Origin of the sequence: Tenacibaculum sp. M341, from assembly GCF_004337695.1 — a bacterium.
Lineage (GTDB): Bacteria > Bacteroidota > Bacteroidia > Flavobacteriales > Flavobacteriaceae > Polaribacter.
Map to the genome: position 1 here is coordinate 60,544 of NZ_SJXJ01000002.1, position 18,905 is coordinate 79,448.

6 protein-coding genes are annotated in these 18,905 nt (G+C 35.4%); 4 read left to right on the plus strand and 2 right to left on the minus strand.

Annotated features, from left to right (window positions below):
- Positions 1–2 precede the first annotated feature (2 nt).
- Together EYW44_RS02220 and EYW44_RS02225 are read left to right on the plus strand one after the other, a co-directional pair.
- Positions 3–2,924, plus strand: coding sequence for a GH92 family glycosyl hydrolase (locus tag EYW44_RS02220; RefSeq protein WP_132721980.1), 2,922 nt, complete (start codon positions 3–5; stop codon positions 2,922–2,924).
- A 13-nt stretch (positions 2,925–2,937) separates the two neighbouring features.
- A complete protein-coding gene (locus EYW44_RS02225) occupies positions 2,938–3,918 on the plus strand; it encodes a N(4)-(beta-N-acetylglucosaminyl)-L-asparaginase (protein WP_132721982.1) in 981 nt (326 codons plus the stop codon).
- 73 nt (positions 3,919–3,991) lie between these two features.
- Here EYW44_RS02225 and EYW44_RS02230 read toward each other — a convergent pair whose 3' ends face one another.
- Complete coding sequence (locus EYW44_RS02230; protein ID WP_132721984.1) at positions 3,992–6,778, minus strand: M16 family metallopeptidase; 2,787 nt, start codon at positions 6,776–6,778, stop codon at positions 3,992–3,994.
- Positions 6,779–7,027: 249 nt separating this feature from the next.
- Positions 7,028–7,438 (minus strand): BrxA/BrxB family bacilliredoxin, encoded by a 411-nt coding sequence (locus tag EYW44_RS02235; RefSeq protein WP_132721986.1) that lies wholly within the window; start codon positions 7,436–7,438, stop codon positions 7,028–7,030.
- Positions 7,439–7,509: 71 nt separating this feature from the next.
- On the opposite strand from EYW44_RS02235, the gene EYW44_RS02240 reads away from it, so the two are divergent.
- Both EYW44_RS02240 and EYW44_RS02245 read left to right on the plus strand, forming a co-directional pair.
- A complete protein-coding gene (locus tag EYW44_RS02240) occupies positions 7,510–8,274 on the plus strand; it encodes a TerB family tellurite resistance protein (RefSeq protein ID WP_132721988.1) in 765 nt (254 codons plus the stop codon).
- Between the two features lie 290 nt (positions 8,275–8,564).
- A complete protein-coding gene (locus EYW44_RS02245; RefSeq protein WP_243643592.1) occupies positions 8,565–18,818 on the plus strand; it encodes an HYR-like domain-containing protein in 10,254 nt (3,417 codons plus the stop codon).
- Positions 18,819–18,905: the final 87 nt, after the last annotated feature.

Below are 18,905 nucleotides of genomic sequence, written 5' to 3' on the forward strand. Positions count from 1 at the left end.
AAATGAAGCTACAAACTATATTATTTTTATTTGTTCTTAGCGTACTAGGCTGCAAGCAAAAAAAAGAAATTTCTTCAGCTAAAATAACTAAACCTTTAATTTCTTATGTCAATCCGTTTATAGGAACTGGAGGTCATGGACATACATATCCAGGTGCTACGATGCCATTTGGAATGATGCAATTAAGTCCTGATACTCGTTTAGACGGTTGGGATGGTTGTTCTGGTTATCATTATTCCGATGAATACATTTATGGATTTTCTCATACGCATTTAAGTGGAACAGGAGTTTCTGACTACGGAGATATTTTGTTAATGCCTACTAATAAAGTAACGTTTAATAATGGAGGAGATGGTAAAGATGGATACAGGTCTAAATTTTCACATGAAAAAGAAGTAGCAGGAGCTGGTTTTTACAAAGTACATTTGGATGATACTAATATTGATGTTGAATTAACTGTAGCTGAACGAAGTGGTATGCATAAATATCAGTTCCCTTCTTCGGAAAATCAAGTGATTATTTTAGATTTAGAACATAGAGATGAATTGTTAGAAGGGACTTTAAATATAGTTTCTGAAACAGAATTAAGCGGAAAAAGATTTTCAAAGGCGTGGGCTACAAAACAACAACTTTTTTATTCAATCAAGTTATCTCATCCTATTGATACAAGTTTTAAATACTATGCTCAAAAAAATGCGGAACGTTATGCTTTTAAAATTATCAATCCAAATAACGAACCTGTATTTGTGAAAATTGGAATTTCAGCAGTTGATGAAGAAGGAGCAAAGAAAAATTTAGAAGCTGAGATTGGAAATAAACCTTTTTCAGAAATAAAAAAACAAGCACAAGAAACTTGGGAAAAACAATTGCAAAAAATTGTTGTAGAAAGTACAAGCGAAGATGATAAAACAAATTTTTATACCTCGATGTATCATACAATGATTGCTCCGAATATGTATCAAGATGTAGATGGTAGATATAGAGGAATGGATTTAAAAATTCATGAGGCTAAAGATTTCAATTATTATACAGTTTTCTCTCTTTGGGATACCTACAGAGCTACACACCCTCTATATACAATCATTGAGCAAGAAAGAACTAATGATTTTATAAATACTTTTTTAGCAAAATATGATGAAGGAGGTATTATGCCAATTTGGGATTTATCGGCAAATTATACAGGTTGTATGATTGGATATCATGCTGTGCCAGTTATTGCAGATGCATATATAAAAGGAATACGAAATTATGATGCAGAAAAAGCATTAGACGTTATGAAACATTCGGCTACAAGAGATAAGTTAGGATTAAAATCATATAAATCTTTTGGATATATTCCTGTAGAAGAAGAGAGTGAATCGGTTTCTAAAACACTAGAATATGCTTATGATGATTGGACCATTGCACAAATGGCAAAAGCAATGAACAAACAATCAGATTATAAAGAGTTTTTAGAGAGAGCACAGTATTATAAAAACATTTTTGATCCAGAGACTCAATTCATGCGTGGTCGATTTAGAAATACTTGGTTTGCACCTTTCGATCCGTATGAAGTAAATTTTAATTATACTGAAGCCAATGCATGGCAGTATAGTAATTATGTTCCGCAAGATATTTCAGGCTATATAAAGTTACTTGGAGGAAAATCTGTTTTAGAGCGTAATTTAGATACGCTTTTTAAAGCAGAGTCAGAAACATCAGGTCGTCATCAGGTTGATATCACAGGATTAATCGGTCAGTATGCTCATGGAAACGAACCAAGTCATCACATGGCTTATTTGTACAATTTTGTAGGAAAACCTCATAAAACTCAGGAAAAGATAAAACAGATTTTAACAGAGCAATACACAAATACACCTGATGGTATTTCTGGAAATGAAGATTGTGGACAAATGAGTGCTTGGTATATTTTTAGTAGTTTAGGATTTTATCCTGTTACACCTGGTTCAGATCAATATATCATAGGAGTTCCTTTATTTAAAAAAGCGACGATTCGATTAGAAGATGGAAAACAGTTTACAGTAGTAGCCACAGATTTAAATACTAAGAATAGTTATATAAAAGAAGCTTTTTTAAATGGTGAAAAATTAGAACGAACTTACCTGACACATTCAGAAATTGTAAACGGTGGAACATTAGAATTTGTAATGATAGATAAGCCGTCAGATTGGGGAACAAAAGAGTATGAACTACCTTCTTCTGAAATAAAAGAGCATTTAATTGTACCAGCACCATATATTGAAAAAGGAGTAGTAGCATTTAAAGGAAAAACAGAGATTGTATTGGCGAATGTTGATAAAGAAGCTACTATTTTTTATGCCTTAGATGACAATGAGTTCAAACAATATTCAGCACCTTTTATAATTGATAGCAAAACTTCTTTAAAAGTTTATGCATTAAAAGGAGAAAATAAAAGTGCAATTATAAGTACCAACTTTTTTAAGATTGATCCGAATGTTAAAATCACACTAGAAACTAACTATTCAAATCAATACAATGCAGGAGGAGATAATGCTTTAATTGATGGTGTAATTGGTGCCAGAGATTTTAGAACTGGTACTTGGCAAGGGTATTCCAATACAGATGTTACAGCTACAGTTGATTTGGGAAAAGAAAAGTGGGTTGAAAGTATTACAACGAATTATCTTGAAGATCAGCGTAGTTGGATTTTCTTACCAAGGCAAGTAAAATATTTTACCTCTGTAGATGGAAAAAAATACAAAGAAGTAGCTAGTCTAAATTTTGATACAGGAAAGCCAGCAGAAGAAGTTAGCGTGAAGGAAGCAACGATCCATTTAAAAGGTAGTAATGTTAGATATGTAAAAGTAGTGGCTAAAAAGTTAGGAAATTTACCAGAGTGGCATTTAGGATATAAGCACAATGGGAAATCTTGGATATTTATTGATGAAATTATAATTAAATAAAAGAGAAAAGGATATGAGAAAAATACTCTTTTTAAGTTGGTTAGCATTTATAGTTTTTCATAGCTGTAACAAGGTAACTAAAAAGGAAAATCTAACGAATGAGGTTGTAAATACCAAAATAACACCTGTAGTAGTTGGAACATGGAATTTTCCTAAAGCAATTGAGGCAGCAGCAGAGGTAATCAAAAATGGAGGTTCAGCTTTAGATGCTGTAGAGAAAGGTTGTAGAGCTGAAGAAGCGAATATTGAAAATCAGACGGTAGGAATTGGAGGTTTACCTGATAGAGATGGAAGTGTAACTTTAGATGCTTGCGTAATGAATGAAAAAGGTGATTATGGAGCTGTTGTAGGAGTTAAAAACATAAAGCATGTGATTTCTTTAGCTAGAAAAGTAATGGAAGATACACCTCATGCTATTTTAGCAGGAAAAGGAGCGGAACAGTTTGCGATTACCAATGGTTTTCAACAAGAAGATTTGTTAACAGAAGCATCAAAAAAAGCATGGGAAGAGTGGAAAGTAAAATCAGAATACAAACCAATAATCAATATAGAAAATCACGATACAATTGGGATGTTAGCTTTAGATGCTGAAGGTAATATTTCCGGAGCATGTACAACAAGTGGATTGGCTTATAAAATGGCTGGTAGAATAGGGGATTCTCCAATTATAGGAGCTGGTTTATACGTAGATAATGAAGTAGGAGGTGCAGTAGCAACTGGTTTGGGTGAAGAAGTTCTTAAAACTGTGGGAAGTTTTTTAATTGTAGAATTAATGCGTCAGGGTAAATCGCCTCAAGAAGCGTGTGAGGAAGCAATAAAACGAATCGTAAGCAAACCAAATAGTAACTACAAAGATTTTCAAGTTTGTTACATCGCAATTAATAAAAAAGGAGAAGTGGGGAGTTATGCTATTCACGAGTGGTTTAGTTATAATGTGTTTAAAAATGAGGAAATAAAAAATATAAAATCAGACTTTTACTTGAAAACGAAGTAAGTATATTAGAAATTTATTAAAAAGAAAGAAGCTCGCCATATAGCGAGCTTCTTTGTTAAATGTTACTTTATAATTATTGTTCAGGATTTAGTACACCTAATATATAACCCTTAGTTAAATATTTTTTAGCTAATTTTTGTACATCTTTTACAGTTATAGCATTCACTCTATCTTCAAAAGTAAACATGTCGTCAGGATTATCTTTAGAATAATCAATACTTTCAATATAGTCTAACCAGAATTGATTCTTCTTCATGTTCTCTTTGTGCTCAATAATCATCGCTTTTTTAGCTTTAGATAAATCTTCTTTAGAAGGACCATTTTTAATTAATGAATTTACTTCAGCAATAGAAATATCTTTTAATTTTTGAACATTTTCAGGGGCACAAGGGAAACCAATTGAAAAGCTAAATCTTCCATAAGGAACTTTTCTCATGCTGCTACGTGCACCTGCAGAATAAACTCCACTTTCTTTTTCGCGTAACTTTTCAGTTAATTTAATTCCAACTACTTCACCAATAAAATCAAAAGTTAAAGCATCTTTATCATTGTAATCAGCCTCTCCTTGGTAAATGATTCTAACAGTACTTTTAGGATCTTTTCCTTTACTAACAATCTTTTCATGCGAACCAGATAATGGACGAAAGTTGCTTACCTTGTATGATTCGTTAGAGTTTTTACCAGGTAAACCTGCAATATATTTAGTAGCGAATTCAGTTAATTTAGCTTCATCAATGTTTCCTACAAAATAAAAGTTGAAGTCACCAGCATCTGCAAAACGTTCTTGATATTTTTTATAAGCTAAATTATAATCAGCTTTTTCATATTTTTCAGGAGATGGAAAACCTGTGTAACGAGGGTTATTAGCATTAGTGAAATCACTCATTTCTTTTTGAAAGAAGAAATTTGGATTAGCTAATAAGTTTCCTAAAAAACTTTTTTGTTTGTTTATGTAAGAGTTATACGCTTTTTCATCTTTATTTAAAGCAGTAAAGTATAAGTGAATCATTTGGAAAAGTTCTTCTAAGTATTTAGGAGAAGCACTTCCAGAAAAACCTTCACTATAACTTCCTATGTAAGGATTTACTCTTGCAATTTTACCAGACATGATTTTATTGATATCATTCAAGCTAAAGCCATTAATACCTGCTTCAGTTAAACCTCTATTAGCAAAACTAGTAGCGTGAACTTCTTCATCGGTGTATAAAGATGTACCTCCATAGCTAAATGAAGTAAGTAAAATTTCATCATTTTTAAAGTCAGTTTTCTTAAATGTAACTTTAGCACCGTTGCTTAAAATAAGAGTTTTAGTACCTAGTTTTTCATTAGTTTCAATTTTAGTTACTTTACCAGGAGTTGGCGCAGTTGTAATTAAAGAAGAAGCAACTACTTTATCTTCATAAGGTTTTAGTTCTTTTGTCTTTACCTCGTTCAATGCTTTTAAAACTTCAGCTTCAGTTACTGTTTTTTTAGGCCCTGTAATTACTACTACACGATTATCATCATGTAAATAGTTTTTAATAAGGTTATTTACTTCTGATAATTGTATTGAAGGTAACATTTCAAGAGTAGTTTTAAACCTCCAATCTATACTAGGTACTGGACGCTCATCTAAAAAACCTGAAACAAAAGCTCCAATAATTCTTTTAGATTCTCTTTTGTCTTTGTCTTTAAATTCTTTCTCTATTCGAGATACTATATTTTTCTTAGCTCTCTCAAATTCTCCTTCTTTAAAGCCAAATCTTTTAACTCTTTCGTTTTCTGTTAGTAAAGCTTGTAAACCTTTTAATTGTCCCTCAGCACTTGTACCAGCTACAGATTGAAAAGCCATTCTATTCTTAGCTAATGTACCTCCGTAATAACTGAAACCATAAGTAAAAGGTGGATTTTCACTATTTCTTAATTCATCAAATCTATTGTTGATCATTTGATCAAATAAGTTGTTGATTATAGAATTCCTGTAATCTGTAATAGTAGTATTTGGAGTTTTATCTTTACGATCTTTATACATTACTTGCACTCTAGAAAAAGCAGCTTCTTTATCAGCTTCTATTGCAATGAAAGTTTCTTTATGATTTTTTAAAGTAAAGTTTTCACGCTTTCTTGGATTTTTAGCTGCAGGAATTTTAGAAAAATGTTCTTTGATTTTTTGTTCTAAAACAGAAACATCAGCATCACCAACAGCCATTACAGCCATTAAATCTGGACGATACCAATCTTTAAAAAAGCGACGAATACTTTCGTGTTTAAAATTTTCTAGATTTTCTTTAGTACCAATAGGTAATCTTTTAGCATACTTTGAACCGTAAGCAATTTTATCAATGTAGTTTTCTAACATTCTAGAATCTGCATCTCTTCGAGAACGATATTCTTCAAGAACAACACCACGTTCTTCGTCAATATCTTTTCCTTCTAGTAATGCTCCATGTGCCCAATCTTCTACAATTTGAAACCCTTTCTCAAGTTTTTCACTATCGTCACTAGGAATAGGTAAAATATATACTGTTTGATCAAAACCAGTATAAGCGTTTAAATGCGCACCAAACTTAACTCCGATAGATTGTAAGTAATCAACTAATTCATTTTTTTTGAAGTTTTTAGTTCCGTTAAAATTCATGTGCTCCATAAAATGAGCTAATCCCAATTGGTCTTCATCCTCTAAAACAGAACCAGCCTTTACTGCTAATCTTAATTCTACTTTATTAGCAGGTTTAGGGTTTTGTTTTATAAAATAGGTCATACCGTTTGAAAGTACTCCTATTTTCACAGAAGGATCATTAGGTATGTTTTTTGTTTTTTGTGCTATTATTATTTGTGATAATAACAACATCAATGTAAAAAATATTGAAATTTTTTTCATAGTAAATTAAAAATGGTTTAAGGCTACGAATATACATTGAAAGTTAGTTGTTTAACAAATAAATAATATTAATTAGTGTTAATTGTATAGTAAACATTGTGATAGCTTGCCTAAAATGAGTCAAAATTGTTAAATAAATGCGAATTGTTTTGTGTGTGAAGTGTGTAGGTTGATTCATAAAACCAGAATAAAAAAAAAACCACAACATGAAAATGTTGTGGTTATATTATATAAATGACTTTTTGTTAATTAACAAAATTCATCATAAGCTTGAGATAAATTCTCGGCAATCATTTCAGCAGATCTACCTTCAATATGATGTCTCTCTAACATGTGTACTAATTGCCCATCTTTAAATAAAGCAATAGCTGGAGATGAAGGAGGAAAAGGAATCATATATTCACGAGCTTTAGAAGTAGATTCTTTTTCTACTCCTGCAAAAACTGTAGTTAAGTGATCAGGTTTCTTATCAGCATCAATAGAAGCAATTGCTCCTGGTCTAGCAGTTCCAGCTGCACAACCACAAACTGAATTTACCATTACTAAAGTAGTTCCTTTTTTAGCTAAAGCATTATCAACATCTTCAGCAGTATATAAAGCATCAAAACCAGCGTTAATTAATTGGTCACGCATTGGTTTTACTAATTCTTCTGGATACATAATTATTTAATTTTTGAATTACAAAGATACTCATAATCTCATTATCTTTGATATTTCATAAATAATTACAGATGGGGAAATTTACAAAATGGCTAGGAGCAGGTTTAGGTTTTACTTTAGGTGGACCAATAGGTGCAATTATTGGATATGCTATAGGTAGCGTAATTGATGGAGTAAAGGTTAGTGATTACGTACTAGAGCAAGAAGAATACAATAGAAAAGAACAAGAAAGACCAAGGGTACGCAGAAAAACTACTTCAGGAGATTTTGAAATAAGTCTTTTAATATTAGCATCTGTAGTTATTAAGTCTGATGGAAAAATAGATCCTGTAGAATTAGATTTTGTTAGAAAACATTTTATCAACCTTTATGGTCAAGATAGAGCAAACAGAGCATTTAAGTTATTTAACGGAATTATAAAAAAAGATATTTCAACGAGGCAAGTTTGTATTCAAATAAGAGAACACATGTCTCACTCCTCTCGTTTACAATTAATTCATTTCTTATTTGGAATAGCTAAAGCTGATGGAAATGTAACTCCTTCTGAAGAGGAAGCAATCCAGAAAATTTCAAACTATTTGTATATAAGCTCTATAGATTATCAATCGATTAAAGCAATGTTCTATAATGAGTCAGATGCAGCTTATAAAATTTTAGAAATAGAAAAAAATGTATCTGATGACGAAGTAAAAAAGGCTTACAGAAAAATGGCAAAAAAATATCATCCAGATAGATTGCATGATATTGGAGAAGAACACAAAGAAGCTGCTAAAGAAAAGTTTCAGAGCATACAAAAAGCTTATGAAAACATAAAAAAAGAAAGAGATATTTCTTAAAAGCATACTTTTTGTTGCAACTTGTTGGTTTTTTGAGGGTTAATTTATTAAATTAGTGTTGAGTTAACAAAAAGTGTTTTTTATTCTTTATATGGGGAATAGCAAACATTTCTTAATATTTTAATAGCATGACCCCCCGAAACACTCTGTCTTGTAGAGTGAAAAAGGGTAATATATATACATATGTTACTCAAAGTTGTATCTCTACAAATCTTTTACTTTTCGTATTTATAGTATTCTTTTTTAATCTTTCGAATGCTCAGTTGGATAATGTACATTATTTTCCACCAATGAAGCAGCAGTCAAATAATCAGGCTATCAGACAACAAGCCTTTTATTTGTCAACACCTGTAGCAACTCCTTTCGATGTTGATATTTTTCAAGGAACAAACACTACTGCTATAGCAACAGTAACTATTTCTAATGCAGCACCAGGGATATATAATTTAGCTGATGGAGATAATAATATAACTTTAGTTACAGATGCAAATACAGGGGTAAAGTTAATGAACAGTGGACTTAGATTTGAGTCCGTCACGGGAGAAGAGTTTTACGTGAATTATAGAGGACGTTCTTCTTCTCAAGCTGCTTCTTTAACAACAAAAGGGAGTAAAGCATTAGGTAAACTATTTAAATGGGGAGGAATTCCTTTAAGAGGAGGACATTCAACATTGTCTGCTTTTGTAGGAATAATGGCAACAGAAGATGATACTACTATTGATATTGTTGATTATGATCCTGCTTCAGAGTTCAGAAATGGAGCCGATCCTGATGGAATTAAAACCGATGCTGTTCAAATAGTTTTAGATAAGGGAGAAACGTATGTTTTACAGGCATTAAGAAATCTAGCTGCAGGTACAGATGATGGTGATTTAGATGATGCAAACGTTGATGGTTGGTTAGGAGCAACCATTTTATCTGATAAAAATATAGCAATTAGTAATGGTGGTCTTAATATAGGAGTTAGAGTAGGTGCAAATGGTAGAGACGCGGCTATAGATCAACCAGTTGCAGAAAATGCAATTGGTCAAGAGTATGTGTTTATAAGAGGGAATGGAGCAACAAATAACGAAACAGAATTCCCTATAATTATAGCAACACAAGACGGTACAGATATTTTTGTCAATGGTTCAGTTACTCCTATTGCAACTATTGATACAGGAGAGTATTTTGAAATCCCAGGTAGTAATTATTCTTCTAATACAGTAGGAGCAAATATGTATGTAAGAACATCTAGAGATGCCTATGCTTATCAGGTCATTACAGGAGATACGAGTTATATTACCTTAGGATTAAATTTTATAGCTCCAGTAAATTGTTTATTACCTTCTCAACTGAGTAACATACCTAATATAAGAGACGTAGCAGGAGTTAACTTTACGGGAGGTGTAACAATTGTAGCTTCTCAGTTAATTGCTGATGGAGATATAACTGTAACAGATGGTACAGGAACATTTACTGGAGGTACAGATTTTACTTTCTCAAATGCTGCTGGATCAACTTGGAAAACTGCATTTGTGAATGGATTAAGTGGAGATGTAGAGGTCAACTCTACAGGTCCTATAGCTGTAGGTTTTTTAGGAGCAAGTGGAGCAGCAGGAATAGCAGGTTATTTTTCAGGTTTCGATACGATACCTGCTGTAGAGGTAGATATTACAGGAGGTGGGTGTTTTCCAGGTTCTGATTTAAGAGAAATTAACGGCGGCTTTGCTAATTATGCATGGTATAAAGGTATAAACGAATTAACAGGTACTCTTTTAGCAAGTGGTCCAGGGTTACAAACATTTAATCCTAATGCTTCTGGTTTAGGAGAGTATTTTGTTAGAGTTACTGATTTTGGAGGATGTGAATATAATTCCGCAGTCGTTTCTCTTTATAGTTGTGATCCTGATTTACAGGTAACAAAGGTAGATGATGTTGATCCTATAGATGCAGGTTCTAATGTTACTTTTACTATTACAGCAAGAAGTTCTTCTATAGATCCTATGACGAATGTTGTCTTAACAGACGTATTACCAACAGAGTTTGATATTGTGAGCGCAACTCCTGAAGTAGGAACTTGGTCAGCACCTAATTGGACAATCGGAACAATGATTCCAGGAGATGAATTTGAATTAGTAATTGTTGCTAGAGCGAAAGATGATGCTTCTGGTACTGTAACTAACAGTGTAAGTTATAATTTTACTGAAATATCTACAGAAACCAATATTCTAATTGATGATTTAACAGAGGCAGTAACTATTAATCCATGTAATACAGCAAGCTTACCATCTAGTACACCAACACTATGTGTAGGAACAATATTAACTAATATAACTCATTCAACAAATCTAGCAACAGGTATTGCTAGTGACGGGGTTGCTGGTGCAAATGGATTACCAGCAGGAGTGGGTGCCACTTGGTCTGGAGATGTTATTACAATAAGTGGTACTCCAACAGCTTCAGGAATATTTAATTATAGTATTCCATTGACAGGAGGTTGTAATACGGTAAATGCAACAGGTACAATAAGTGTAAATCCATTACCAGTAGCAGATCCAATAACAGGTCTCACTGAGGTTTGCGAAGGAGGAACTATTACATTAACTGAAGGAACTTCAGGAACCATAGTTTGGAGCTCTTCTAATACAGCAGTAGCAACTATAAATGCAAGTGGTGTTGTAACTGGAATAAGTGCTGGTAGTACCAATATCACGTATACAGTTACAGATGGAAATGGATGTATCTCTAATGCTTCATCTGTTTATGCAGTAACAGTAAATCCACTGCCAACATTTACATCGTTAACAACAAACACTGATATATGTGAAGGGGATGATGCTGAGTTTTATATTTCAGGATCTCCATTGGCTGTATTAACTTATAATGTAGACGGAAATCCGAATGAAACTGTAACGCTTGATGCAATGGGAGATGCTACTGTTGTTGTTTCTTCGGTAACAACTAATACTACAATAAATTTGGTTTCACTAGCATTTACAAGTACAAATTGTTCAATTAGTTTAACAAATACAGATACTGTAGTGGTAAATCCAAACCCTACATTGGCAAGTGTAAGTGATATTATTGTTTGTGATGATTTATCAGGAACTCAAGTATTAGACGCAAATAATGGAATAACATTAAATCCAAATACAAGTGTAGTATGGTATGATGCAGCTACAGGAGGAAACATCATTGCTAGTCCAATTGTCAATACAACGAGTCCAAGTACAGATCCTCCAACATCTTATTTTGCACAAATAACAGATACATCTACTTCGTGTATAAATCCAACAAGAGAGGAAGTTAAATTACAAATAGTTTCTCCTCCTTTCCCTGATTTAACAGAAGAAACATGCTCTAGCGTACCATTAAATATAGGTCTTAGTTTTGCAACTACTTACACTGTAGCTTCCTCAGATCCAACAAATGTTCCTCCAGCTTCTGATCGTACCACAGCTACTATTGCAAATATTACAGATACTTATTCTAATACTACAGGTGTTCCTGTGATTGTTACTTATTCCGTAACAATAGCAGATGGTTCAGCTTGTGATGGAGAAACATTTGATATAATGGTAACAGTGTCTCCAGAAAGTGATGGAGGAACAGGTAGTACAAATCAAGTTATTTGTAGTGGAGATACACCAGCAGATATTTCTGTTACAGGAATAATCGGAAGTGTTGAAAAATGGCAGCAGTCCACAAGTCCATCTTTCACAAGTTTTTCCAATGTAGCTGAAACAAGTACTACTTTTGCAGGCAGTACTATTGGAGCATTAACTCAGACTACATTTTTTAGAGCAGTAATTAAAAGTGGAACTTGTGTTTCTACAAATTCTCCTATAATTACAGTAAATGTCGATGTAACTGATCCTTTAATATCAGGAACTCTACCAATACTTACTGAAGAAGGTTGTGATGCAAGCGTAACGCCTTCTGCTTTAACATCGGTAGCTGCATTAGAGGGAGCAGGACTAACAATTTCTGATGATTTTACTATTGATGGTGACTTAATTGTTACTAATAGTGATGCTAGTGCAGCAGGTAGTTGTCCAAATCTTTTAGTGATTACAAGAACATATAAGATAACAGACACTTGTGGTAATGATACTGATATTGTACAAATAATCAATATAGAAGATACAACTTCTCCAATTGTCACAGGAACATTAAATGCAATAACTATTAATAGTTGCGATGTGTTAAGTGTACCAGGAGAAGTAACTACTGTAGCAGGAATAGTTGGATTAGGCGGTGTTACAGCGATTAATGATGCGTGCGATACAATGTTAAGTGTTACTTCTTCAGATACAAATAATGGGGGTAGTGGTTGTAATGGCGATCCATACATTGTTACCAGAACTTATACAGTAATGGATGATTGTGGAAATGATACAGATTTAGTTCAAACAATCACGGTAGAAGATACTACAGCACCAACAGGAACCGCCCCAGGAAACATCACAGGATTGCAATGTATTTCAGATGTACCAGCCAGTGATATTAACTTAATTACTGATGAAGCCGATAATTGTGGAGGAGCGGTAACAGTTACTGTAGCCGATACAAATAATGGCGGTAGCGGATGTAATGGTGATCCCTATATTGTAACTAGAACGTATACTTTAGAAGATTGTGGTGGCTTGACTACAGATTTAGTTCAAACAATCACCGTAGAAGATACTACAGCACCAACAGGAACCGCCCCAGTAAACATTACAGGATTGCAATGTATTTCAGATGTACCATCGAGTGATATTACCTTAATTACTGATGAAGCTGATAATTGTGGAGGAGCGGTAACAGTGACTGTAGCCGATACGAATAATGGCAGTAGCGGCTGTAATGGCGATCCTTATATTGTAACTAGAACTTATACCTTAGAAGATTGCGGTGGTTTGACCACAGATTTAGTTCAAACAATCACCGTAGAGGATACTACAGCTCCAACAGGAACCGCCCCAGCAAACATCACAGGATTGCAATGTGTTTCAGATGTACCAGCCAGTGATATTAACTTAATTACTGATGAAGCCGATAATTGTGGAGGAGTGGTAAGAGTTACTGTAGCCGATACGAATAATGGCGGTAGCGGATGTAATGGTGATCCCTATATTGTAACTAGAACGTATACTTTAGAAGATTGTGGTGGCTTGACTACAGATTTAGTTCAAACAATTACCGTAGAAGATACTGCGGCACCAACAGGAACCGCCCCAGCAAACATTACAGGATTGCAATGTATTTCAGATGTACCATCGAGTGATATTACCTTAATTACTGATGAAGCTGATAATTGTGGAGGAGCGGTAACAGTTACTGTAGCCGATACGAATAATGGCGGCAGTGGCTGTAATGGCGATCCTTATATTGTAACAAGAACGTATACTTTAGAAGATTGCGGTGGCTTGACCACAGATTTAGTTCAAACAATCACCGTAGAGGATACTACGGCACCAACAGGAACCGCTCCAGCGAATATTACAGGATTGCAATGTATTTCCGATGTACCAGCGGGTGACATTAACTTAATTACTGATGAAGCCGATAATTGTGGAGGAGTGGTAACAGTTACTGTAGCCGATACGAATAATGGCGGTAGCGGATGTAATGGTGATCCCTATATTGTAACTAGAACGTATACTTTAGAAGATTGTGGTGGCTTGACTACAGATTTAGTTCAAACAATCACCGTAGAAGATACTACAGCACCAACAGGAACCGCCCCAGCAAACATTACAGGATTGCAATGTATTTTAGATGTACCAGCGGGTGATATTAACTTAATTACTGATGAAGCCGATAATTGTGGAGGAGTGGTAACAGTTACTGTAGCCGACACGAATAATGGCGGTAGCGGATGTAATGGTGATCCCTATATTGTAACTAGAACGTATACTTTAGAAGATTGTGGTGGCTTGACTACAGATTTAGTTCAAACAATCACCGTAGAAGATACTACAGCACCAACAGGAACCACCCCAGCAAACATTACAGGATTGCAATGTATTTTAGATGTACCAGCGGGTGATATTACTTTAATTACTGATGAAACCGATAATTGTGGAGGAGCTGTGACAGTTACTGTAGCCGATACGAATAATGGCGGTAGTGGATGTAATGGCGATCCTTATATTGTAACAAGAACGTATACCTTAGAAGATTGCGGTGGCTTGACCACAGATTTAGTTCAAACAATCACCGTAGAGGATACTACGGCACCAACAGGAACCGCTCCAACAAACATCACAGGATTGCAATGTATTTCAGATGTACCATCGAGTGATATTACCTTAATTACTGATGAAGCCGATAATTGTGGAGGAGCGGTAACGGTGACTGTAGCCGATACGAATAATGGTGGTAGTGGATGTAATGGTGATCCCTATATTGTAACTAGAACGTATACCTTAGAAGATTGTGGTGGTTTGACCACAGATTTAGTTCAAACAATCACCGTAGAAGATACTACAGCACCAACAGGAACTGCCCCAGCGAATATTACAGGATTGCAATGTATTTCAGATGTACCTGCAAGTGATATTAGCTTAATTATAGATGAAGCGGATAATTGTGGAGGAGCGGTAACGGTTACTGTAGCCGATACGAATAATGGGGGTAGTGGATGTAATGGCGATCCCTATATTGTAACTAGAACGTATACCTTAGAAGATTGTGGTGGTTTGACCACAGATTTAGTTCAAACAATCACCATAGAGGATACTATGGCACCAACAGGAACCACTCCAGCAAACATCACAGGATTGCAATGTATTTCAGATGTACCAGCTAGTGATATTACTTTAATTACTGATGAAGCCGATAATTGTGGAGGAGCGGTAACAGTGACTGTAGCCGATACGAATAATGGCGGTAGCGGATGTAATGGCGATCCTTATATTGTAACTAGAACTTATACCTTAGAAGATTGTGGTGGTTTGACCACAGATTTAGTTCAAACAATCACCGTAGAAGATACTACGGCACCAACAGGGACTGCTCCAGCAAACATCACAGGATTGCAATGTATTTCAGATGTACCATCGAGTGATATTAGCTTAATTACTGATGAGGACGATAATTGTGGAGGAGCAGTAACAGTGACTGTAGCCGATACGAATAATGGTGGCAGTGGATGTAATGGTGATCCCTATATTGTAACAAGAACGTATACCTTAGAAGATTGTGGTGGTTTGACCACAGATTTAGTTCAAACAATCACCGTAGAAGATACTATGGCACCAACAGGAACTGCCCCAGCGAATATTACAGGATTGCAATGTGTTTCGGATGTACCATCGAGTGATATTACCTTAATTACCGATGAAGCCGATAATTGTGGAGGAGCAGTAACAGTGACTGTAGCCGATACGAATAATGGTGGCAGTGGATGTAATGATGATCCCTATATTGTAACTAGAACGTATACCTTAGAAGATTGTGGTGGTTTGACCACAGATTTAGTTCAAACAATCACCGTAGAAGATACTATGGCACCAACAGGAACTGCCCCAGCGAATATTACAGGATTGCAATGTATTTCGGATGTACCAGCTAGTGATATCACCTTAATTACCGATGAAGCTGATAATTGTGGAGGAGTGGTAACAGTGACTGTAGCCGATACGAATAATGGTGGCAGTGGATGTAATGGAGATCCTTATATTGTAACTAGAACGTATACCTTAGAAGATTGTGGTGGCTTGACTACAGATTTAGTTCAAACGATCACCGTAGAAGATACTATGGCACCAACAGGAACCGCCCCAGCGAATATCACAGGATTGCAATGTATTTCAGATGTGCCAGCCAGTGATATTACCTTAATTACGGATGAAGCCGATAATTGTGGAGGAGGGGTAACAGTGACTGTAGCCGATATGAATAATGGCGGTAGCGGATGTAATGGCGATCCCTATATTGTAACTAGAACCTATACCTTAGAAGATTGTGGTGGTTTGACCACAGATTTAGTTCAAACAATCACCGTAGAAGATACTGTGGCACCAACAGGGACTGCTCCAGCAAACATCACAGGATTGCAATGTATTTCAGATGTACCATCGAGTGATATTAGCTTAATTACTGATGAAGCTGATAATTGTGGAGGAGGGGTAACAGTGACTGTAGCCGATGCGAATAATGGTGGTAGTGGATGTAATGGTGATCCTTATATTGTAACTAGAACGTATACCTTAGAAGATTGTGGTGGCTTGACTACAGATTTAGTTCAAACAATCACCGTAGAAGATACTACAGCACCGACAGGAACCGCCCCAGCAAACATCACAGGATTGCAATGTGTTTCGGATGTACCATCGAGTGATATTACCTTAATTACTGATGAGGACGATAATTGTGGAGGAGCAGTAACAGTGACTGTAGCCGATACGAATAATGGTGGCAGTGGATGTAATGGTGATCCCTATATTGTAACTAGAACGTATACCTTAGAAGATTGTGGCGGTTTGACCACAGATTTAGTTCAAATAATCACCGTAGAAGATACTACAGCACCAACAGGAACTGCCCCAGCAAACATCACAGGATTGCAATGTATTTCAGATGTACCATCGAGTGATATTACCTTAATTACCGATGAAGCCGATAATTGTGGAGGAGCAGTAACAGTGACTGTAGCCGATACGAATAATGGTGGCAGTGGATGTAATGGTGATCCTTATATTGTAACAAGAACGTATACCTTAGAAGATTGTGGTGGTTTGACCACAGATTTAGTTCAAACAATCACCGTAGAAGATACTATGGCACCAACAGGAACTGCCCCAGCGAATATTACAGGATTGCAATGTATTTCGGATGTACCATCGAGTGATATTACCTTAATTACCGATGAAGCCGATAATTGTGGAGGAGCAGTAACAGTTACTGTAGCCGATACGAATAATGGTGGTAGTGGATGTAATGGCGATCCTTATATTGTAACAAGAACGTATACCTTAGAAGATTGTGGTGGTTTGACCACAGATTTAGTTCAAACAATCACCGTAGAAGATACTACAGCACCAACAGGAACCGCTCCAGCAAACATCACAGGATTGCAATGTATTTCAGATGTACCAGCTAGTGATATTACCTTAATTACTGATGAAGCCGATAATTGTGGAGGAGCGGTAACGGTTACTGTAGCCGATACAAATAATGGTGGTAGTGGATGTAATGGCGATCCCTATATTGTAACTAGAACGTATACCTTAGAAGATTGTGGTGGCTTGACCACAGATTTAGTTCAAACAATCACCGTAGAAGATACTACGGCACCAAACGTCTCTTCAATACCACCAACAACAATTGCTTGTGGAGAAATACCTACTGCCCCAGTTGCAACGGATAATTGTTCGGGTACAGTAATAGGATCGACTTCAACAAGTTTTCCTTTAACTTCAATAGGTTTAAATGTTGTAACATGGATTTTTGAGGATAGTTGTGGGAATTCTGTGTCTGTAGATCAAGAAATAAATGTTATAAATGTACCTGAACCTAATCCGATTACAGGTGCCAATGAAGTTTGTGTAGGCGAGCAAATCAATCTTACAGAAGGAACTACTGGAGGAGTATATTCTTGGTTTTCTTCGGACACAAATATTGCAACGGTAGATAATAACGGTTTAGTAACTGGAGTTGGCTTTGGAACAGTAGAAATTACATACGTTGTTGTTAATTCTAATGGATGTAGTTCTTTACCATCTCCTAGTTTTTTAGTTACAGTTGGAGCAAGTACTGATAGTGATGGAGATGGTTTGACAGATTGTGAAGAAAGTACAGGGATTGACGATCCTAGTACTGTCGGTATTCCAACAAGAATAAGTGATCCATTTGATCCATGTTCGTTTAGTGGAAATCCTGTAGCAGATATAAGTAATGCAATTTGGCAAACCGCAGATTGTGATGGAGATGGTGTAACTAATGAAGTTGAAAGCTTAGACGGAACAAATCCATTGGATGGATGTTCTTTTGAAGTATCAAGTCAAGATGTCGACGAAACAACTTTTGAGTGGGAAGCTTTAGATTGTGATGGAGATGGTTTGAGTAATGGGGATGAAATAGACGAAGAAACAGATCCTTTAAATCCAGATAGTGATGGAGATGGATTAACAGATAATGAAGAAGTAAATGGAGTAGATGATCCATCTACAGAACTAGATCCTACGACATATGTTGAAGGTCCTTCATCTGATCCAAATGATCCTTGTGCACCAGTAGAAGGAGCAGGTTGTAATAATGATACCTGTTTAAGTCCTTATAACTTAATATCTCCATCAGATGGGAATGATGAAAATCAAGTTTTCTTTATTCGCTGTATTGATAATCCTGAGTATGCAAATAATACCGTTGAAATTTTTAATAGATGGGGTAATACAGTATTTAAAGTGCAAGGGTATAGTAATACAGATTCAACAAGAAGATTTGAAGGGGTTTCGGATGGTAGAGCAACGGTGAGTATTGATAGTAAATTACCTGTAGGAACTTATTATTACGTAATTGACCCTGGAAATGGTGAAACTGTAAGAACAGGTTGGTTATATATTAACAGGTAAGGAATTTTATAGATAAGAATAGAATATTCTTAATATTTTTAGAGAAATAAAAGAAATATGTAAAAACGCTTCAAATTTGAAGCGTTT